Origin of the sequence: Lentzea sp. NEAU-D7, from assembly GCF_026242055.1 — a bacterium.
Classification (GTDB): domain Bacteria; phylum Actinomycetota; class Actinomycetes; order Mycobacteriales; family Pseudonocardiaceae; genus Lentzea.
The window spans coordinates 1-19,072 of the sequence record NZ_JAPJDL010000006.1; the positions used below are offsets into that span (position 1 = coordinate 1).

The window sequence follows — 19,072 nt, forward strand, 5'->3', positions numbered from 1 at the left end:
TCGCTCCAGACGGAATATGTCTGGCATCAATCTAGTCTTGCCTCAAAGGAACTACCTCGACGAGGAGGTAATTCATATATTACTGGCTGTGTTTCGGCACGCTGTTGAGTTCTCAAAGAACACGCGCACACCGCAGTCAAATCAGCTTTTCGCTGACTTACTTCCGGGGCTTGTGTTGCTGAAGCTTATTTGGTCTTGCTCGCCGGTGTCAAATCGGCCTCTAGGAGGCTTTATCTCTCCGGTTTTTGCCAGGCTCGTTCCGGTCTGTCTTTCCGGCCCGCTTCGCTCTGACATGGAGAACATTACACGGGCCTGTTTCGATCTCCAAATCGGGGGGTCCTGGTGACCGCGAAACGTGCGATCACCAGGACAAATGCGTTCGTCAGGGCGCGGAGACCCCGACGTCGGCCTTCGTCAGCGGCTTCCGCACCGCCGACGAGTTGTACTCGTCCGCCCCGACATCGGGCTTGCCCACGCGCGACTGCAGGTCGAAGTCACGCGTCACATAGGAGTAGGTGCCCGCCGAAGTCTCGACCGCCGGGCTCCCGGAGGCGAGACGCAGCAGACCGTTCGCATCGCGCACCAGCTTCGGGTCGACGGTGCGGTAGCCGTTCGGCATGCCGGCGGTTCCACCCCACACGATGTTGCCCTCGTACCTGACGGTCGAGCCGGACATCATGTCGACCAGCTTCGACGACGAACCCTGGATGACGTTGTTCGCGAGGACGCAGTCCTTGGGCGCGTAAGTGCCCGTGTCGCTGTCGACCACGGCGCCCGACCCGACGAGGGTGTTGAACGCGACCGTCACGCGGTCGGGGCGGTCGTGCGACGTGGAGGTCGGACCGCTGTCCGTCTCCGAGCCCTTGCCGAACACGATCGCCCGGTCCCCGGTGTTCTGCACGTAGTTGTTGAACACCTTGTGGTCGTTCCCGTGGAACCGGATGCCGCTGCCGAACAGCAGGTTGCCCTCGACAGTGGTGCGGTTGCCGTGGCGCAGGACGATGTAGCCCTTGCTGTCGCGGATCGTGTTGAAGCGGACCGTGTTGTCCGACGCCTTCACGGAGATGGCCTCGGGATCACCGTTCGCCTTCTCGAACAGGTTGTGCTCGATGACCGCGTACGCCGACTTCGACTGCTTGTGGCTGTAGCCGAGCCGGATGGACTCACCGCCGTTCGAACCGGAGAACGAGTGGTTGTAGAAGTAGTTGTGGTGCACCTTGGTCCGCTGGGCGATCTCGCTGCCCGGCCCGGTGATCTGCAGGTAGACGCCCTCGTTGGTCCGGTTCGAGAACGTGTTGTGGTCCACCTCGACGTCGTTGGCGCTCACGGTGAGCGAGGCGCCGCTCTTGTCCCCGTTGTAGGTGTTGCGGGTGATGCGCGTGGCCTGTGCCTCGACCGGGACCGTCATCGTGCTGGTTCCGTTGAAGACGAAACCCTCGATCGTCACGTCTCGAACGGCCCCGAGTTCGAAGCCGCCTCGGGTGAACACCGTGCGGCCGACGTTCGCCGCGGCGACGGTGATGCCCGACTTCGTGATCTTGACGGGTTTCTCGGCGGCGTGCACGCCCTCCGCCAGGACGATGCGCTGGCCGGGGCGGGCGGTGTCGAGCGCGGCCTGCAGGGAGGACACGGTCGACACGCCGACGACGGCAGCGAAGGCGGGCACGTGGACGAAGGACGACAGCAGGGCGGCCGCGCCCACTGCGGCCAGTGATCGGATCATTCGCCAACTCCGATGTTGGGTCGCTGGCGGCGGCAGACCCAAGTTAGCGCAAGATTCCGGCAGGTGGGGTAGTTCGGTACAAACCGAGGGCGGTGTCCAGCGACGGCACCCGCTCCAGTTGTCCGATGTCTGCGAGGGGGAACCACTGGGCGAGGTCGGTCGTGCCACCCACCTCGCTGCGCAGCTCGCCGCCGACGATCCGCACCTCGTACATGATGCGAAGCGCGTGGTAGTCGCGGTCGGGCTCCTCCCGGAGCTCGGAGTCGATGCCGAGCAGGCGGACCACCTCGGCGAGGTACCCGGTCTCCTCCTCGATCTCCCGGACCACCCCGTCGTACGGGTGCTCACCGTGGTCGATGCCGCCTCCCGGCAGGATCCAACGTTTGCCCTTTGGGCCAAGCCAGCGCGCCAGGAGGATCTCGTCGCGCTCGTTGATGCACACCCCGTACGCCGCCACGCGCTGCTTCTTCGCCCTCATGCGATCCAGCCTAACTGGCGGTCACGTCGGAAAAGTGATATCACTTAGATACTACTTCGATAGGGGGTCCGGATGAGCGCGACAGTGGAGACGACGGTGCAGATGCCTGCACCGGTGGTGCGTGAGAAGCGCGCACAGGACTTGTCGGGTCTGCCGGTGTTCTTCGCGGGATTGGCGGTGTACGCGGTGGGCGTGTGGCTGCTGGTCGACGGCGTGATCGGCACTGCGGCGGACGGCAGGGACCCGTCCGCCGCGATCATCGTGATCATGGTCCTGCTGTTCCTGGCGGGGTCGCTGATCTTGAAGGGTCTCTTCACCGTCGCGCCGGGCGAGGCGCGGGTGTTGCAGTTCCTCGGCCGGTACGTGGGCACGGTGCGCACGGACGGTCTGCGGTGGGCGAACCCGTTCACCACGCGGGAGAAGATCTCGACCAGGATCCGCAACCACGAGACGGCGACGCTCAAGGTCAACGACGCGGACGGCAACCCGATCGAGATCGCGGCCGTCGTCGTGTGGCAGGTCGAGGACACGGCGCGCGCACGGTTCGAGGTCGACGACTTCGTTCGGTTCGTCGGCATCCAGACCGAGACCGCGGTACGGCACATCGCCAACAGCTACCCGTACGACAACCACGAGGAGACGGGTCTGTCGCTGCGGGAGAACGCGGACGAGATCACCGAGACGCTCGCGATCGAGATCTCGGCGCGCGTGCAGTCCGCGGGCGTGAAGGTGATCGAGTCGCGGCTCACCCACCTCGCGTACGCGCCGGAGATCGCCCACGCCATGTTGCAGCGGCAGCAGGCCGGCGCGGTCGTGGCGGCACGGACGCGGATCGTCGAGGGCGCCGTTGGCATGGTCGAGCTCGCCCTGGAGCGGCTCGCCGACCACGACGTCGTCGAGCTCGACGAGGAGCGCAAGGCGGCGATGGTCTCGAACCTGCTCGTCGTGCTGTGCGGTGACCGTTCCACTCAGCCCGTGGTGAACACCGGGTCGCTCTACACCTGATGGCTGAACGTAAAAGCGTTCTGCTCAGGCTTGATCCGGCGGTGCACGACGCGTTGAGCAGGTGGGCGAACGACGAGCTGCGCAGCACCAACGCGCAGATCGAGTTCCTGCTGCGGCGTGCGCTGGCGGAGGCCGGCCGACTGCCCAATGAGGCAAAGAAGATGCCGCGTCGGGGCAGGCCACCGAAGAATCCTGAGGAAAACACCGAGGCCGGGCCAGAGGGTTAGTGCGTACGGTGGAATCGATGACGGATCTCCACACATCTGACGCACGATCGCTCGCGTCGGCTCTGCAGGGGTTGCTGGAGGAGGCCAGGAAACTGGTCTCCGACGGCGCGGAGTCGACGCTGGTCCGGATGGTCTCCGGGCACATGGGCATTCCGATGGCACAGGTTCCCACGGTCACGGCCAAGTTCATGGCCTGGGAACACGTCAACGTCCACCGCGGGATCGAGACGTACCTGGCCGAGCACTCACCGGGGGCGGAGTGGTTCGGCATAGCGGGCAGGCGCGCGTTCCAGTACCTCGTGGACATGTTGAGCGGGGCGGTCCACGACGGCAGCTTCGGGCTCGGGCCCGTCGACTACGCGACGGTGGCCACCGGCCCCGACACCGCGGTCGAGGCGGTGCAGCTCGGACTGGTCCTCTCCCGGTCACCGGACGGCGAACCGGTGGTGATCGCACTGCAGGGTCCGGGCGAGGACTGCGACTCCCAGTGCTCGCTGCAGGTGCTGGCGGGATCGAGAGAGATAGCGACGGCCACGCGTGAGGCTGTCGAAGGACACATCGCCCGCCACAACCTGTTCCAGGGCAAGGTGATGGCGTTCGGTCTGAGCGAGCACCGGCGGAACCAGCTGCTCACGTTCCTGCCGAGACCTTCGTTACGGCCAGAGGACGTCGTTCTGCCAGAGGGTGTGCTCGACGCCATCGAACGCCATGTCGTGCGCACGGCAGAACAAAGCGCACGACTGAGAGCACACGGGCAGCACCTGAAACGCGGACTGCTGCTCCACGGCCCGCCCGGCACCGGCAAGACGCACACGATCCGGTACCTGATGGGACGGCTGGAGTCCTCGACGGTGATCGTGCTGAGCGGCGTCGCGATGTTCAAGCTCCTGAAGGTGGCGACGTCGATGGCGCGGAAGCTCGCGCCGTCGGTGGTGGTCGTCGAGGACGTCGACCTGATCGCGGAGGACCGGCGGCACACCGAGTTCGGCAACCCGGCGCTGTTCGAGCTGCTGAACGAGATGGACGGCGTGGGCTCCGAGGCGGACGTGACGTTCGTGCTCACCACGAACCGCGTGGACGTGATGGAGCAGGCCCTCGCCCAGCGGCCCGGCCGGATCGACCTCGCCACGCACGTGCCGTTACCCGACGCGGAGGCACGCGAACGGCTGCTGCGGCTCTACGCGTCCCGCACGGATCTCGATCTTCCGGACGCCTCGGCGATCGTGGCGGCGAGCGAGGGCGTCACGGCGTCGTTCGTGAAGGAGCTCGTGCGGCGGGCGACGCTGCTCGCGTTGGACGAGCAACCCGGTGTCGAGCGCGTCCGGCTCGACGAACCGACGATCTCGGCCGCGCTGGCTGAGATGACGGACGAAAAACAGTTGCTGACGCGCACGATCCTGGGCGGCTGAACAGGCGTTTCACCAGCATGAAAACGCTGTCATTCAGTTCATCCGTTCGGGGGTGTTCCGACTGACTCCTCCACGCGATGGTGTGCGGCGGGCGCACCGGGAACGTGGAGGAGTCTTGTCTTTGTTCTCCCGCAAACGCGCCGGTCTCGGCGTGCTGGGTGTGGCTGTGGTGATCGCGTCGCTGACCCCGGTGGGCGGTCTCGCGGCAGGTCGAGAGATCTACTTGGACAGCCGGGCGTCGACCGAACGGCGGGTCGAGGACCTGCTGCGCAGGATGACGCTCGAGGAGAAGATCGGGCAGATGGCCCAGATCCGCGTCGGGAAGCTGCGCGGTGACTGCAACAACGTCAACGGGCCGCTGGTCGAGTCCTGCCTGAAGGCGGTGCTCGCGGACGCGCACGTCGGCTCGATCCTGTCCGGCGGTGGCGACGCGCCGCTCGACAACACGCCCAGGGCGTGGGCCGAGATGAACAACGCGATCCAGCGCTATGCGTTGGAGAAGAACAGGTTGAAGATCCCGATCATCTACGGCGCGGACGGCGTGCACGGGCACAACAACGTCATCTCCGCGACGATGTTCCCGCACCAGATCGGGCTCGGCGCGACGTGGGACCCCGCGTTGCAGGAGAAGATCGGTGTGTCGGCGTCGAAGGCGTTGCGCGCCACGGGTGTCTTCTGGAACTTCGCACCGGTCTCGGACATCGCGCGGGACACGCGCTGGGGCCGGTATTACGAGACCTACAGCGAGGACCCGTTCCTGTCCGGGCAGCTGGCGGCGGCGAACGTGCGCGGGCAGCAGTCCGAGGTGGACGACACCGCGCAGCTGACCGCGACGGCGAAGCACTTCGCCGGGTACTCGGCGCCGGCGAACGGGCACGACCGCGCGGCGGCGCAGATCCCGATCCGGCAGCTGCAGGACCTCGTCCTGCCGCCGTTCCAGGCCCAGTTCGACGCGGGCGTGAAGACCGTGATGATCAACTCCGGCTCGCTCAACGGCGTGCCGGTGCACGCCTCGAAGTACATGCTGCAGACGCAGCTGCGCGACCGCATGGGCTTCAAGGGTGTCGCGGTCTCGGACTGGCAGGACATGAGGTACCTGGTGGACCGGCACAAGGTCGCGCCCGACTACAAGACGGCGATCGCGATGAGCGTCAACGCCGGTGTGGACATGGCGATGGAGCCGTCGAACGCGGCCGAGTTCACGTCGTTGCTGCTGGCGAACGTGCGGGACGGTTCGGTGTCTCGTGGGCGGATCGACCAGGCCGTGCGGCGGGTGCTGAAGCTCAAGTTCGACCTCGGGCTGTTCGAGAAGCCGTACGTGGACCCGGCCAAGGCCGACGGCAACGTCGTGAACGTGGATCGGGACCTGGCGCGCAAGGCCGCCGCCGAGGGCACCGTGCTGCTGAAGAACGACGGCGTGCTTCCGCTGCCGACGTCCGCCAGGAAGATCGTCGTGACCGGTGAGACCGCGGACGACGTGCGTCGTCAGCTCGGTGGCTGGACCGTCGAGTGGCAGGGCGTGCCGGACGACTCGCCGCTGCCGCCGACCGCGACGGTGCTGACCGGTGTTCGTGAGGCCGTTCCCGGTGCGTCCGTCGTGCACGCCCCGACTCAGGCCGCGGCGGTAGCCGAGGCGGACGGCGCGGACGCGGTGGTCGTCGTCCTGGGTGAGAAGCCCGGTGCGGAGGGTCCGGCCGACACGGAGAACCCGGTGCTGACGGCCGAGCAGCAGGCGTGGGTGGACGCGGTGCAGGCGACCGGCAAGCCGGTGGTCGTGGTGCTGCTGACCGCGCGCCCGCAGGTGCTCGGCGCGGCGGCGGACGCGAACGCGCTGGTCGCGGGCTGGCTGCCGGGCAGCGAGGGCGGCAGGGCGATCGCCGACGTGCTGTTCGGCGCGGTGAACCCGAGCGGCAAGCTGCCGATCTCGTGGCCCAAGGCGCTGGGTGACCCGACGCTGACCTACGACCAGCTGCCGGGTGCGAACACCTCGGCGGGTGCGAAGTACGACCCGCTCTACGCGTTTGGGCACGGGCTGTCGTACACGTCGTTCACGACCTCCGGGACCTCGGTGTCGGTGGACCGTTCGAACGGCGTGGTGAAGTTCACGGTGGCGAACACCGGTACGCGTGCGGGCACCGCGGTGGTGCCGGTCTACGTGCGCCAGCCGGCCTCACCGGTGCTGACCCCGGACGCCCGTCTGGTGGGCTTCACCCGCGTGGAACTCGCTGCCGGTCAGTCGAAGCAGGTCGAGGTGTCGTTCAAGCTCTCGCAGCTGGCCCTGACCGTCGGTGACGTGGACGGAGACGGACGGCGCGAGGTCGCCCGTGGCGGCTACGAGGCGGTGGTGGGTGCCGAGAAGGCCACCTTCACGGTGCGCTGAGCTGGCCTGATATCCTTCGTCGTCGTGAACGCGCGGCTCTCCGCCGTGGAGGAGACCTGGCCCTTGTGGCCGGTGCCGACAAAGCGCGTCACGAACTCCGGTTTCGACAAGAAGGGTGATGTCGCATGGCGAACATCAAGTCCCAGCTCAAGCGGATCAAGACCAACGAGAAGGCCCGCCTTCGCAACAAGTCGGTCAAGTCGTCCCTGAAGACGGCCATCCGCAAGTTCCGCGAGGCTGCCGAGGCCGGTGACAAGGCGAAGGCCCTGGAGCTGCTGCAGGACGCGTCCCGCAAGCTCGACAAGGCCGCCACCAAGGGCGTCATCCACGCCAACCAGGCCGCCAACAAGAAGTCGGCGATGGCCCTGCGCGCGAACTCCCTCGAGGGCTGATCTCGCTCGTAGCGCTTCGAGCTTCTGCAAAGGGCTCCACCTCCCCACCGGAGGTGGAGCCCTTTCGCATGTGGCCCCGGGCACGGTAGGCGTAGCTCCATGGAATCGTTTCCGCGGATCGACTTCTTCGAGCTGCACGACCTCGACGGCACCCCGCCCGTGCTGCGGACCCTGCACACCGAGTCGATCATGACGATCTACCGGCTGACGGACGCCGCACGCGAGTACGCGCGGCCGCTGGCGCTGGCGTTGCGGTCGGGAGCGAACCACCGGATCGTCGATCTCTGCGCGGGTTCGGGCGGGCCGGTGCCGCTGATCCAGCGGCGGCTGCACGCGCAGGGCGTCCACACCCAGGTGACGCTGACGGACCTCGTGCCGAACGTGCCCGCGTTCGAGCGCGCCGCCGCCCGGAACCGGCGCCGGCTGCCCGACCCGTGCTGCTCGGTGGACCACGTGCCCACGCCCGTCGACGCCACCGACTGCCGGCTGGAAGGAACGCGGACGATCTACGGCGCCTTCCACCACTTCCCGCCCGCGCTGGCCACCCGGATGCTGCAGAACGCCGTCGACACCCGGCAGCCGATGGTCGTCGTGGACACCAAGCGGTCGTGGCTCTACGTGCTCGTCTTCCCGTTCTTCCTCACACTGGCCGTGCTGCTCGCTGCACCGTTCCAGCGCAACCCCCTGCCGCGGTACCTGCTGCGACTGGCGCTGACCTACGTCGTGCCGGTGCTGCCGTTCATGATGTTCTTCGACAGCGTCGTGTCGTTCCTGCGGATGTACGGACGCGCGGAACTGCGGCGGATCGTCGACGGCCTGGACGGCACCGAGTCGTTCGAGTGGACGATCGGCGTCGAACCCGGCTTCACGGGAGCCCAGTACCTGATCGGGATCCCGCGCCGGGAGTGATCCGGCGGAGGGTCAGCGGCGGCTGTGCGCGGCCACGATCCGGAGCACGGCGCGCTCCAGCGCGTAGTCGGCGTCGGCCGCCACGCCCTTCACGTCGGCGTTGAGCCCCGCGACCACCTGCATGGCGTCGGCGAGACCCGACTGGTCCCAGCCGCGGGACTGGGCCTGCGCCTTCTTGATCTTCCACGGCGGCATGCCGAGCGGCCCGGCCAGGCTGAACGGGTCGGCGCGGCCCACCGCGGACACGCGCGCGACCGTGCGCACCGCGTCCGCCAGCGCGTCCGCGACCAGCACGTGCGGCACGCCGAGCTGCATGGCCCAGCGCAACGCCTCCATGGCGCCCGCCCGGTCACCGACCACGGCCTTCTCCGCGACGGCGAACCCCGTCACCTCGGCCTTGCCCTGGTGGTAGCGGCGGATCTCCTCGACCGTCACCTTGCCGTCGGTGTCGGAGACGAGCTGCGACGAGGCCGCGGCGAGCTCGCGCAGGTTCGTGCCCACGGCGTCGATGAGCGTGGCGACGGCCTCGGAGTCGATCTTGCCGCCCGCACGCCGCACCTCGTTGCGCACGAACGCCTCGCGATCACCCTGCTTGGTGACCTTGGCGCACTCGGTGACCGCGGCGCCGGCCTTCTTCAGCTGGCCGGGCAGGTCCTTGGCCGCCTTGCTGCGACCACCGCCCGTGTGCACGACGACGAGCGTGACGCCGTCCGCGGGTGCCTTGACGTAGGAGAGCACCATGTCGGCGACCTCCTTGCTGATGTCCTGCCCGTTCTGCAGGACGATCACGCGACCCTCCGCGAACAGCGACGGGCTCACCAGTTCGGCCAGCTCGGGAGGCGTGAGATCAGTCACCTGGACGCGGGTCAGGTCGGCGGTCGGATCGACCTCTCGTGCGGCCTCGAGAGCCGCCCGAACAGCGCGTTCGACCAGCAACTCCTCCTCACCGACGATGAGGTGCAGTGACTCCGGTGCGCTCACGCTCCGCATCTTCCCACGTCCCGGATCGTGGACGTCGGTGGATGCGCGACGGACTGTTGCCGTAGCTTGGTGACCACAACTGAACACCGCTCATCCAGAGGGGCAGAGGGAACGGCCCGAAGAAGCCCCGGCAACCGGCGTCAGCGCCATGTGCAGAGCTCTGTGCTCAGCACGATGCAGACGATCACGGTGCCAATTCCGACCCGTTCGATTTCGCGGGAAAGATGAGGAGATACCTCGCGATGACTGCTGTCACTGTGCCCACGAGCACGAAGTTCGACCTCGGCCCTGCCCGGGCACTGCTGTGCCGGGAATGTGGCAACGAAACCCCTCTCGCTCCTGAGTACGCCTGTCTCGAGTGTTTCGGGCCGCTGGAAGTGGCCTACGACTTCGGGAAGATCCGGCGCGAGGACATCGAGGCCGGCCCCAGGTCGATCTGGCGCTACCGCGGCCTCCTCCCCGTTCCGTCCTCTGTGGAACAGCACCCGAACACCGATCCCGGCGGCACCCGCCTGGTCGAGGCCCACAACCTCGCCAAGGCCCTGGGCGTCCGCAAGATCTGGGTGAAGGACGACACCGGCAACCCCACGCACTCGTTCAAGGACCGTGTCGTCGGCGTCGCGCTCGCCGCCGCCCGCGAACTCGGCTTCAAGGTGCTGGCCTGCCCGTCCACCGGCAACCTGGCGAACGCCGTCGCCGCGGCCGCCGCCCGTGCGGGCTGGAAGTCAGTCGTTCTCGTCCCCTCCAACCTCGAGCGCGCCAAGATCCTCATGAGCGCCGTCTACGAAGGCGCCCTGATCGCCGTCGACGGCAACTACGACGACGTCAACCGCCTCGCCCAGGAGCTCGCCGCGGAGAACGAGGACTGGGCGTTCGTGAACGTCAACGTCCGCCCGTACTACGCGGAGGGCTCGAAGACGCTCGGCTACGAGGTCGCCGAGCAGCTCGGCTGGCGCCTGCCCGACCAGATCGTCGTGCCGATCGCGTCCGGCTCGCAGCTCACCAAGGTCGACAAGGCGTTCCGCGAGCTCGGCCAGCTCGACCTCGTCGAAGCCACGCCGTACAAGGTGTTCGGCGCGCAGGCCACCGGCTGCTCCCCGATCTCCGCCGCGTTCAAGGCGGGCCACGACGTCATCCGCCCGGTCCGCCCGGACACCATCGCCCGCTCGCTGGCGATCGGCGCCCCGGCCGACGGCCCGTACGTGCTCGACGCGGTGCGCCGCACCAACGGCGCCATCGACGACGTCACCGACGAAGAGGTCGTCGAGGGCATCAAGCTGCTCGCCCGGACCGAGGGCATCTTCGCCGAGACCGCCGGCGGCGTGACCGTCGCGACGGCGAAGAAGCTCTTCGAGTCGGGCCAGCTCGACCCCGACGCCGAGACCGTGCTGCTGATCACCGGCGACGGCCTCAAGACCCTCGACGCGCTCGGCGACACGATCGGCCCGCGCGCGACGGTCCCGCCGTCAGCCGAGGCCGTCATCAAGGCACTGGGTTAACCACCACCTCCCCCGGCTCGGAGACGCGCTCGCGTCTCCGAGCCGTCGCACGTCCGGACGGCCCGGCTCACAACGAGATCGCGTCCGTCTTGAGCCAGCCCGTGCGCGGAAACCGTTGCAGGCCTTCCACCACGTGCGGCCCAGCCGGTTCCACGGTCGCGCGCCACGCCACAATCCGTTGCGGCCACGGGGCTTCCGCCTTGAGCGCGTTGTAGTGGTAGTCGTGCCACACGTCCGGCGCGACCCGCAGAGCGTCGTCGAACACGCGCTCCGACACGAGGTCGTACGCCTCCTCCGGTGTCGCCGCCTTCGTCGGCGGCAGCGCGTGGGTGATCACCGCCTTGTGCGTGACGGCGCGTGTGCCGTCGCCGAGTGTTTCGCAGATGTAGTATCCGAAATCGGGTTTCAGCTCGTCGTGCGGCCACGGCGTCGCCGTGTAGTTCGTCTGCCACAGCGCCCACGCGAGACCCGGCGTGCCACCGGGGATCGGGTAACGCGCGTTGAACAACCTGACCCAGACCATCTCTTCTCCTTCGTACGATTCGGTTCCCCGGCAACACCGCCAGGTCGCCGTCCACGTCCGTGCGCAACACCAACGCACCTCCCGTCCGCAGGACGTCGATGACGTGCGGACTCGGGTGCCCGTACCTGTTGCCCGCGCCGACGCTCACCAGCGCCACCCGAGGCCGCACGGCCTTGAGGAACGCGGGCAGCGAGTACCGCGAACCGTGGTGCGGCACCTTGAGCACCTCGGCGCTCAGGTCCCGCTCCACCAGCAACGCCGCCTGGCCGGCCAGTTCGACATCACCGGTGAGCAACACCCGGCCCGCCCGCGTGTGCGCCCTGAGCACGAGCGAGTAGTCGTTCACCGTCGTGTTCCCGGCCTCGGCGATCGGCGGCCGCCTCGGCCCCAGCACCTCCAACTCCAGTCCTGGCAGGGCGAACCGCTCGCCCGCCTTCGGCTCCACAACCCGCACGCCGTGAGCACGTGCCCGTTCGCCGACCTCCCTCCACGCCCACGTGGGCTCCTTGAGCGGACCGACCGCGACCGCCCCCACCGCACGCCCGGTGAGCACGGCGTCGAGTCCGCCGACGTGGTCCGCGTGCAGGTGCGTCAGCACCACCAGCGGAATCCGCTTGATTCCCAACGTCTTCAGGCACCGGTCGACCGCACCGGGGTCGGGCCCGGTGTCGACCAGCACCGCCGTGTCCACGTCGTCGGTCGCCAGGACCAGCGCATCGCCCTGGCCCACGTCGCAGCTAACGACCTTCCACCCGTCGGGCGGCCAGACCGGAGCCACGACTCTCAGCGGCACCAGCACCACGAACCCGCCGACGAGGACCGCGACGACCAACGTCCGCGTCTTCTTGAACCGCAGCAACAACACGACCACCGCGGTCACCGCCGTCAGCGCGAGCGCACCGGCCCACCCGTCCGGCCAGCCGACCGCCGCACCGGGCACGGCCGACGCCTGCCGCCCGACCGTGATCAGCCAGCTCACAGCAGGCCCGGCGACGTGGGTGATGACCTCGGCCGCTTGAGGCGAGAGCGGCGCGACGACCGCCGCCAGCACACCCAGCACCGTCGCGGGCGCGACCACCGGCCCGGCGACGAGGTTGGCCACCAGCGACACCAGGCTCACCTGCCCGGAGAGCCCGGCCACCAGCGGAGCCGTGGCCAGGCTCGCGGCCATCGGCACAACAATCGCCTCAGCCAGCCCGTTCGGCACGCCACGCCGTTTGAGCGCCAGCGCCCACTTCGGCGCGACGAGCACCAACGCCGCCGTCGCCACCACGGACAACGCGAACCCCGGATCACCGCCCAGCGCCGGATCGTGGAGCACCAGGACGAGCACGGCCGTAGCAAGGCTCGGCACCGCGGACCGTTGCCGGCCCAGCACCAGCGCCAGCAACGCGACGGCACCCATGACCGCGGCCCTGAGCACGCTCGGCTCCGGCCCTGCCAGGACGACGAACCCGGCCAGCGCCACCAGTGCGGCGAAGGCCGCCGGACGCGGGCCGAGGCGTCTGGTGAGCAGGTAGACCGCCCCGCAGACGATGGCCAGGTTCGCGCCGCTGACCGCGAGCAGGTGGGCGAGGCCGGCCGTCCGGAACTCCTCCACGATGCGCGGCACCATCTGCTCGGTGTCGCCCACCACGAGGGCCGGCAGAAGCCCGGCTTCCTCGTCGCCGAGGACCGTGCTCGCCTCTCTCAGGCCGTCGCGGAGTCCGTCGGCCCAGGTCTGCCAGACCGGCGCCGGCTGGGGGTTGTGCGGCGGACCGCGCACCCGCAACAACGCCGATGCCAGGTCACCGCCCCTGGAGGGCGCGAGAGTGCCTTTGGCCGTGACCTTCTGGCCTGGCAACAGATCTCGCCACTTCTCCGCCGGGGCCAGCAGCACCAGCTGGGCACCGTTCGCCGTCGCTCTGATCACGACGTTCTCGACGCCTGCCTGGGTTCCGCCGAAGCCCGCGGCCCGGATTCCCTTCGGTCTGGTGGTGAGTTCGACGGTGAGGGTGGTGCTGCGGCCTTCGCCTGCCGCCAGGCGGAGCGGGTGGGACTCGGCTCGCAGCACGTGGCCGCCCACCCAGGCCGCGGCAATCGGACCGGAGATCAGGAGGGCTATCGCGCAGGTCCTGGTCCACCAGGCTCTTCGCCACGCGATCAGGCCGACTGCTCCTGCCGCCAGGCCGGTGAGGACCGCCGCCTGCCAGCTTGCGAAGAGGCCGGCGACGGCTGTGGTCCAGACTGCTGCGGCTGCCGGGACCAGGCGGTAGTCGTGGGCTACCGGGTGTTTGCGGGCCACCTGGGCCTCCCCTGGGTGGTGGGAGGTCTTGGGTCAGGGGTGGGGCTGCCTTGGCGTGGGCGCGGAGGTTTTGGGCTGTGGCGCGGGAGGGAGTGCGGCTGGACTTGGGGGTGCCTGGCTGTGGACTGGTGCCAGGCGGTGTCGATGCGCGGGTGGCGGGTGATGCGAGCTGATGGCATGGCCGACTCCGATCGGTGGGTGATGTCGGGTTGTGGGGCGCTTCGCGGCGCCGGGAAGGGCCGGGCCGGTGATCTCGGCCCGGATCGCAGCTGCTTGGGGGTGCCTGGCTGTGGACTGGTGTCAGGCCGCGTCGATACGTGAGTGACGGGTGACGTGGACTGAAGGCATGGCCGACTCCGATCCGTGCGTGGTGCCGGGTTGTGGGGCGCTTCGCGGCGCCGGGAAGGGCCGGGCCGGTGATCTCGGCCCGGATCGCGGCTGCTCGGGGGTGCCTGGCTGTGGACTGGTGTCAGGCCGCGTCGATACGTGAGTGACGGGTGACGTGAATTGAAGGCAAGGCTGACTCCGATCGGTGAGTGGTGCCGGGTTGAGGGTCACTTCGCGGGGCGGAAGCGGGGCCAGGATCACGGCTGCTTTGGAGGTGGCTGGCTGTGGAGTGGTGCCAGACCGCGGCGGTACGCGAGTGACGGCTGATGCGAGCTGATGCATGGCTGACTCCGATCGGAAAGCTGTGCCGGGCCTTGGGTCGCGTCGCGGGCCGGGCTGGGATCACGGCACGGATCGCGGCTGCACTTGCGAGTGGCTGGCTGTGAAGCGGTGCCGGGCCGTGGCGATACGCGAGTGACGGCTGATGCGGACTAACGGCATGGCTGACTCCGATCGGTGAGTGGCGCCGGCTGCGGAGCGCTTGTGGGGCCGAGCCGGGCCGATATATGGGCTTGGGATCGCGGCCGGGAGGCGGTCCAGGTGAGTCCAGGGCTGGGGTCGCGGCTCAGAACACTTCGGGCGCGTGAGGCTCGATCTGGTGGACCGACGGCGAGGGCGGGCGGTAGCCCTTGGCCTCGGTGATGAAGCGGGATTCGCCGGGTGGGTGCGTGGTGTGGCAGATCGAGGTCGGTGCCGTGTGGCGGTTCTTGTTGTGGCAACAGGTCTGGGCTGTTGCGGCGGGGCTGGGCGGCGAGGCGGCACGGCCGGTTTGGTTGGTGCGGCGCGGGTTCAGGGGTGGTGCACGGTTGCGGCGCATATGCGGCACTGCCGTTGTGCGGTGGGTGGCGGGACGGGCGGGGTTGGGTGCGGTGGTGGGGGTGGCGGGAAGGACGCGGCCAGGCGGTGGCGGAGAGCGGTGGTCAGTGGGCGGCGCCGGCGGCGGGGTGGGGTTCGGGAGCGGTGTAGCGGGAACGCGAGGGCCAGTGGGCGGGCGAGGTGGTTGGGGTCGGGTGGGAAGTGGTGCGGGCTGGTCAGGTGGCGGTACTGGGCCCTGGTGCGGTGGTAGAGGGCCACGGCCTTCGTCGCGAGGGTCATGTGTGGACCAGGTCGGCCAGCTTGGTGAGCTTCGATTCGCCGATGCCCTCCACGTCGCGGAGCTGGTCCACCGATGCGAACGGGCCCTTGCGGGTGCGGTGCTCGACGATGCGTTGAGCCGTCACCGGGCCCACGCCGGGCAGGCCGTCCAGTTCGGTCGCGGTGGCGGAGTTCAGGTTCAGCTTCTGCTGGACCCCGCCGGCCCGCGGCGCTCCTGCCGGGGGCGGGGGTGGGATGCCCACCGCTATCTGTTCGCCGTCGGTGAGTTTGCGGGCCAGGTTCAGGTTGTGGAGATTTGTGCCCGGCTTCATGCCTCCGGCGAGGCGGATGGCGTCGGCCACCCGAGCGCCTGACGGTGCTGTGACCAGGCCTGGGGTGGCCACCTCGCCGACCACGTCCACGACCAGTTCGGGGGCCGGGGCCGTGGTGCTCACCAGGGCCAGGTCCGGGGCCGGTTCGGCGGCGGGGCTCTGCCACCAGCTGCCCAGGCCTATCACCGTGCACGCCACGGCCACGCCGAGAGCGAGCAGACCGCGACGCGGGAGGCGCGGCAGGCGGAAGCGGCGGCGGGGCGGGCCGTGCTCGTCCGAGTCCTCTGATCGTGCGTAGACCAGGGTCGGGTCGGCTCTCACCTTGTCGGCCAGTGCGGCCAGGCGTTCGGTCGGGAGGGAGTCCTGGTGGGAGCGGGGGAACATGCGAGGGACGTTACGGAGCGGGAGGGGTGGGGAGGTGGGGTGAGCTCCGAGGCTGTGGATTACTCGCGGGTTGTGGACAGGTCGCGATCACTCGCGGGGCGGGGACGGGGAATTGTCGGGGGTCTGTGGGAGGCTGTCGGGTCCTCCCGGCAGCACCACGACGCCCAGCACGCCTGGACCCGTGTGCGCGCCGATCACCGCGCCCACCTCCGAGATCACGCATCCCGTCGAGCCGGGCAGCCGTTCGTCCAGGCGGGTCGCCAGTTCGGCGGCGCGTTCGGGAGCGGCCAGGTGGTGCACGGCCAGGCCGACGGGACCGTCGCCCGCCGCAGCCGCCGCCAGGTCGACCAGACGGCCCACCGCGCGGCTCATCGTGCGCACCTTCTCCAGCGGCACGATCCGGCCGTCGTCCATGTGCAGCAACGGTTTCACGGCCAGCGCGGTGCCCACCAGCGCCGCCGCCGTACCGATTCGGCCACCCCGGCGCAGGTAGTCCAGCGTCTCGAGGCAGAAGAACATCCGCGTCTGGCGGGCGGCCGAGGAGGCGGCGTCCTCGACCTCGTCGTGCGAGCACCCGGCGGCCACGGCAGCGCTCGCGCGCAACACCGAGAACCCGAGCCCCATGCCCGTCGACCGCGAGTCGACAACGCGGATCTGGGAAGGACCGACTTCCTCCGCCGCCAGTCGTGCGGCTTCCCACGTCCCGGACAGCTCACGAGAGAGATGCACGGACACGACCGCGTCTGACGATGACAAGACCTCGCGGTACACGTCGGCCATCTCACCGGGCGTGGGACGCGATGTGGTCACCCTGCGGTGCTCGGCGAGGGCACCGGCCAGCTCGGAGGGGCCGAAGTCGACGCCGTCGAGGCGTCCGGCACCGTCCACCGCGACGTGCAGCGGCACCACGGTGATCGCATGGCGCTTCGCGAACCCCTCGGGCAGGTATGCCGTGGAGTCGGTGACGATGGAGATGCGCACGAGCGACGAGCCTACGGGGCTCACTCCTCCGAGGGACTCAACGCCACGGACGAGATCAGGGAGGCCATCGCCTTGCCCACGAGTTCGTGGCCCTCCCAGCCCCAGTGCATCCCGTCCGGGTTCCCGGCACCGGACCGCACGTGCTCCCCGATCACGGCGGGCAGGTCCAGCAACGGCACACCCGCATCCGCGGCCCAGCCACGCACGGCCGCAACCGCAGCCGCGTGGCCCTGATGGGCGTAGGCGTACGTAGCCGCGCGATGCACCGACGGCACGATCCCGACCGCCGGCATCGTGTACTGGAGGTTGCGGACGGACTGCAGCATGTCCCGCAGGTAGCGCGCGGTCAGCGCGGGAGGCAGCGACGCGCGCGTGTAAGGCGCCAGCCGGGGCTGCACGAACTGATAGCGCGCACGAACCCACCGCCGCAGCCAGTCCGGCCGCACGTAGCGCAGCCCTTCGCGCAGGTACGTCGGCAACGGCGAGGGCAGCGTGTCCATGCTGCCCACCGCGAACACCAGCACGTCCGTACGCGGCAGCAACGACCAGATCCGCGGATCCCCGGTCAACGCCCACCAGGCGTCCCGCGCCGTCCAGCCGAACCCGGCCGCCAGCTCCGCCGTTCCACCCAGCGCCTCGGCACAGATGTTGTGCCACAGGCGTGGATGGTCAGCGGGCAGCGGACCGGAAGGCCCGAAGAACGACAGCGAGTCCCCGAGGACGAGCAGTCTCAACGCGTGGTGCCCGCGTTGTACGACGTCAGCCGCCAGAGGTCGTTGCGCCGGGTGAACACGGTCCAGTGGCAGTTCGAGATGCCGCCGAGCTGCGACCAGTTCTCCACCGGCAGGCCGAGCAGCCGGCCGGTCAGGGCGCTGATCAGGCCACCGTGCGCGCACAGCAGCACGGTGCCGGAGAACTCCGCGTCCACCTCGTGCACCACCTTGATGGCCCGCTCGGCCACCTCGACGCGCGACTCGCCGTCCGGCGGGACGAAGGTCGGGTCGGTGCGCCACACCGTGACGGCGCCCGGCCACTCCCGTTCCACCTCGGCCACGTTCAGGCCCTGCCACTTGCCCAGGTGGGTCTCGCGCAGCCGCTCGTCGATCCGCAGCGGGACGTCCGTCGACGACGTGAAGACCCCGGCGGTGTTGCGCGCCCGCTGCAGGTCGGAGGCGACCACCATCTCCGGTTCGAACCCGGCGAGCACCGGCACGGCGAACCTGGCCTGGTTCAAGCCGGTCTCGGTGAGCGCCGAGTCCAGATGACCCTGCAGACGACCTGTCGCGTTGTAGTCGGTCTCACCGTGCCGCCACAGCACGAGCCGGCTCAGGGCCATCAGCTACCTCATTCAGCCGTGGACTCGGCGGGGACGTCCGCTTCGAACTCGATGCGCGGGCAGTCCTTCCACAGCCGCTCCAGGCCGTAGAAGCTGCGCTCCTCCGTGTGCTGGACGTGCACCACGACGTCCACGAAGTCCAGCAGCACCCAACGGCCCTCACGGGCCCCTTCGCGGCGCACCGGCTTCGTGCCGGCCTCCCGCAGCTTCTCCTCGATGTTGTCGACGATCGCGCCGACCTGCCGCTCGTTGTTAGCGGACGCGATCACGAACACGTCGGTGATCACGAGCTGGTCGGAGACGTCGAGCACCGTCACGTCGTGCGCCTTCTTGTCGGCCGCTGCGTTCGCCGCGACCAGCGCCAGCCGTCGTGCCTCGTCGGTGGCTGCCACGTCACTCCTCTGACTTCCGGCAGGCGTCGATACGCCCACACGAGTTACTGAGGGTACCGGCGCGCGCCAACAGGTACTTCACGCCCACGCATGACGAAGGCCACCTCAGCGCCCTGAGGTGGCCTTCACCGGTGCCGAAGCCTTAGAGCGGGCGGACCTGCTGGGCCTGCGGCCCCTTCTGGCCCTGTCCGACCTCGAACTCGACCTTCTGGTTCTCCTCGAGCGAACGGAAACCCTTGGACTGGATCTCCGAGTAGTGCACGAAGACGTCAGCCGAGCCGTCGTCGGGCGCGATGAAGCCGAAGCCCTTTTCGGCGTTGAACCACTTCACGGTGCCTGTAGCCAAAGTCTTGCCTTCCACGAACCAGCAACAACC

At 69.1% G+C, this 19,072-nt stretch carries 17 protein-coding genes and 1 riboswitch; of the genes, 7 read left to right on the forward strand and 10 right to left on the reverse strand.

What is annotated here, in order from left to right; genetic code table 11:
- Positions 1 to 382: 382 nt before the first annotated feature.
- Together ORI60_RS14170 and ORI60_RS14175 are read right to left on the reverse strand one after the other, a co-directional pair.
- Entirely contained in the window at positions 383 to 1,723 is a 1,341-nt protein-coding gene (locus ORI60_RS14170; protein WP_266037650.1) for a polysaccharide lyase 6 family protein, read from the reverse strand.
- A gap of 43 nt (positions 1,724 to 1,766) precedes the next feature.
- A complete protein-coding gene (locus ORI60_RS14175) occupies positions 1,767 to 2,201 on the reverse strand; it encodes an NUDIX hydrolase (RefSeq protein WP_266037651.1) in 435 nt (144 codons plus the stop codon).
- Positions 2,202 to 2,273: 72 nt separating this feature from the next.
- Between ORI60_RS14175 and ORI60_RS14180 the strand changes: the two genes are divergently transcribed.
- From ORI60_RS14180 to ORI60_RS14205, 6 genes are all read left to right on the forward strand, one after another.
- Positions 2,274 to 3,206: an SPFH domain-containing protein gene (locus ORI60_RS14180; RefSeq protein WP_266037652.1), complete on the forward strand. Its 933-nt coding sequence runs from the start codon at positions 2,274 to 2,276 to the stop codon at positions 3,204 to 3,206.
- Positions 3,206 to 3,433 carry a hypothetical protein gene (locus ORI60_RS14185; protein ID WP_266037653.1) on the forward strand — a complete coding sequence of 76 codons (228 nt, stop codon included), beginning with the start codon at positions 3,206 to 3,208 and terminating at the stop codon, positions 3,431 to 3,433. The genes ORI60_RS14180 and ORI60_RS14185 overlap by 1 nt, the downstream gene beginning before the upstream one ends.
- A gap of 17 nt (positions 3,434 to 3,450) precedes the next feature.
- Complete coding sequence (locus tag ORI60_RS14190) at positions 3,451 to 4,842, forward strand: AAA family ATPase (RefSeq protein ID WP_266037654.1); 1,392 nt, start codon at positions 3,451 to 3,453, stop codon at positions 4,840 to 4,842.
- A gap of 115 nt (positions 4,843 to 4,957) precedes the next feature.
- Complete coding sequence (locus tag ORI60_RS14195) at positions 4,958 to 7,222, forward strand: glycoside hydrolase family 3 N-terminal domain-containing protein (RefSeq protein ID WP_266037656.1); 2,265 nt, start codon at positions 4,958 to 4,960, stop codon at positions 7,220 to 7,222.
- Between the two features lie 125 nt (positions 7,223 to 7,347).
- Positions 7,348 to 7,614: a 30S ribosomal protein S20 gene (gene rpsT, locus ORI60_RS14200; protein ID WP_030479455.1), complete on the forward strand. Its 267-nt coding sequence runs from the start codon at positions 7,348 to 7,350 to the stop codon at positions 7,612 to 7,614.
- A 99-nt stretch (positions 7,615 to 7,713) separates the two neighbouring features.
- Entirely contained in the window at positions 7,714 to 8,523 is an 810-nt protein-coding gene (locus ORI60_RS14205; RefSeq protein ID WP_266037659.1) for a hypothetical protein, read from the forward strand.
- Between the two features lie 12 nt (positions 8,524 to 8,535).
- Here the strand turns inward: ORI60_RS14205 and holA are convergent, their stop codons facing one another.
- The gene (gene holA, locus ORI60_RS14210) at positions 8,536 to 9,513 is read right to left on the reverse strand and encodes a DNA polymerase III subunit delta (RefSeq protein ID WP_416234402.1); all 978 of its coding nucleotides are present in this window, start codon (positions 9,511 to 9,513) and stop codon (positions 8,536 to 8,538) included.
- Positions 9,514 to 9,591: 78 nt separating this feature from the next.
- A riboswitch (SAM riboswitch) is annotated at positions 9,592 to 9,735 on the forward strand.
- An 11-nt stretch (positions 9,736 to 9,746) separates the two neighbouring features.
- Between holA and thrC the strand changes: the two genes are divergently transcribed.
- Positions 9,747 to 11,003, forward strand: a complete 1,257-nt coding sequence (gene thrC, locus ORI60_RS14215) for a threonine synthase (RefSeq protein WP_266037661.1) — start codon at positions 9,747 to 9,749, stop codon at positions 11,001 to 11,003.
- Here thrC and ORI60_RS14220 read toward each other — a convergent pair.
- The 7 genes from ORI60_RS14220 to ORI60_RS14250 form a co-directional block, all read right to left on the reverse strand.
- Positions 11,000 to 13,810: a DNA internalization-related competence protein ComEC/Rec2 gene (locus ORI60_RS14220; protein WP_266037662.1), complete on the reverse strand. Its 2,811-nt coding sequence runs from the start codon at positions 13,808 to 13,810 to the stop codon at positions 11,000 to 11,002. The genes thrC and ORI60_RS14220 overlap by 4 nt on opposite strands.
- 1,478 nt (positions 13,811 to 15,288) lie before the next feature.
- A complete protein-coding gene (locus ORI60_RS14225) occupies positions 15,289 to 15,987 on the reverse strand; it encodes a ComEA family DNA-binding protein (RefSeq protein WP_266037663.1) in 699 nt (232 codons plus the stop codon).
- Positions 15,988 to 16,074: 87 nt separating this feature from the next.
- Positions 16,075 to 16,968: a DegV family protein gene (locus tag ORI60_RS14230; protein WP_266037664.1), complete on the reverse strand. Its 894-nt coding sequence runs from the start codon at positions 16,966 to 16,968 to the stop codon at positions 16,075 to 16,077.
- A gap of 20 nt (positions 16,969 to 16,988) precedes the next feature.
- Entirely contained in the window at positions 16,989 to 17,702 is a 714-nt protein-coding gene (gene octT, locus ORI60_RS14235; protein WP_266037666.1) for a diglucosylglycerate octanoyltransferase, read from the reverse strand.
- Positions 17,699 to 18,304, reverse strand: coding sequence for a histidine phosphatase family protein (locus ORI60_RS14240; RefSeq protein ID WP_266037668.1), 606 nt, complete (start codon positions 18,302 to 18,304; stop codon positions 17,699 to 17,701). Before ORI60_RS14240 ends, octT begins: the two co-directional genes overlap by 4 nt.
- Positions 18,305 to 18,312: 8 nt before the next feature.
- The gene (rsfS, locus tag ORI60_RS14245; RefSeq protein WP_090071141.1) at positions 18,313 to 18,696 is read right to left on the reverse strand and encodes a ribosome silencing factor; all 384 of its coding nucleotides are present in this window, start codon (positions 18,694 to 18,696) and stop codon (positions 18,313 to 18,315) included.
- A gap of 142 nt (positions 18,697 to 18,838) precedes the next feature.
- Positions 18,839 to 19,042: a cold-shock protein gene (locus ORI60_RS14250; protein ID WP_030468099.1), complete on the reverse strand. Its 204-nt coding sequence runs from the start codon at positions 19,040 to 19,042 to the stop codon at positions 18,839 to 18,841.
- Positions 19,043 to 19,072: the final 30 nt, after the last annotated feature.

Bases quoted from the DNA above. Each gene is read 5' to 3' on its own strand.
- holA (WP_416234402.1), bottom strand. From the start codon at position 9,513: ATGCGGAGCGTGAGCGCACCGGAGTCACTGCACCTCATCGTCGGTGAG.
- ORI60_RS14175 (WP_266037651.1), bottom strand. From the start codon at position 2,201: ATGAGGGCGAAGAAGCAGCGCGTGGCGGCGTACGGGGTGTGCATCAAC.
- ORI60_RS14180 (WP_266037652.1), top strand. From the start codon at position 2,274: ATGAGCGCGACAGTGGAGACGACGGTGCAGATGCCTGCACCGGTGGTG.
- ORI60_RS14205 (WP_266037659.1), top strand. From the start codon at position 7,714: ATGGAATCGTTTCCGCGGATCGACTTCTTCGAGCTGCACGACCTCGAC.
- thrC (WP_266037661.1), top strand. From the start codon at position 9,747: ATGACTGCTGTCACTGTGCCCACGAGCACGAAGTTCGACCTCGGCCCT.
- ORI60_RS14170 (WP_266037650.1), bottom strand. From the start codon at position 1,723: ATGATCCGATCACTGGCCGCAGTGGGCGCGGCCGCCCTGCTGTCGTCC.
- ORI60_RS14190 (WP_266037654.1), top strand. From the start codon at position 3,451: ATGACGGATCTCCACACATCTGACGCACGATCGCTCGCGTCGGCTCTG.
- ORI60_RS14185 (WP_266037653.1), top strand. From the start codon at position 3,206: ATGGCTGAACGTAAAAGCGTTCTGCTCAGGCTTGATCCGGCGGTGCAC.
- rpsT (WP_030479455.1), top strand. From the start codon at position 7,348: ATGGCGAACATCAAGTCCCAGCTCAAGCGGATCAAGACCAACGAGAAG.
- ORI60_RS14240 (WP_266037668.1), bottom strand. From the start codon at position 18,304: ATGGCCCTGAGCCGGCTCGTGCTGTGGCGGCACGGTGAGACCGACTAC.
- ORI60_RS14225 (WP_266037663.1), bottom strand. From the start codon at position 15,987: ATGTTCCCCCGCTCCCACCAGGACTCCCTCCCGACCGAACGCCTGGCC.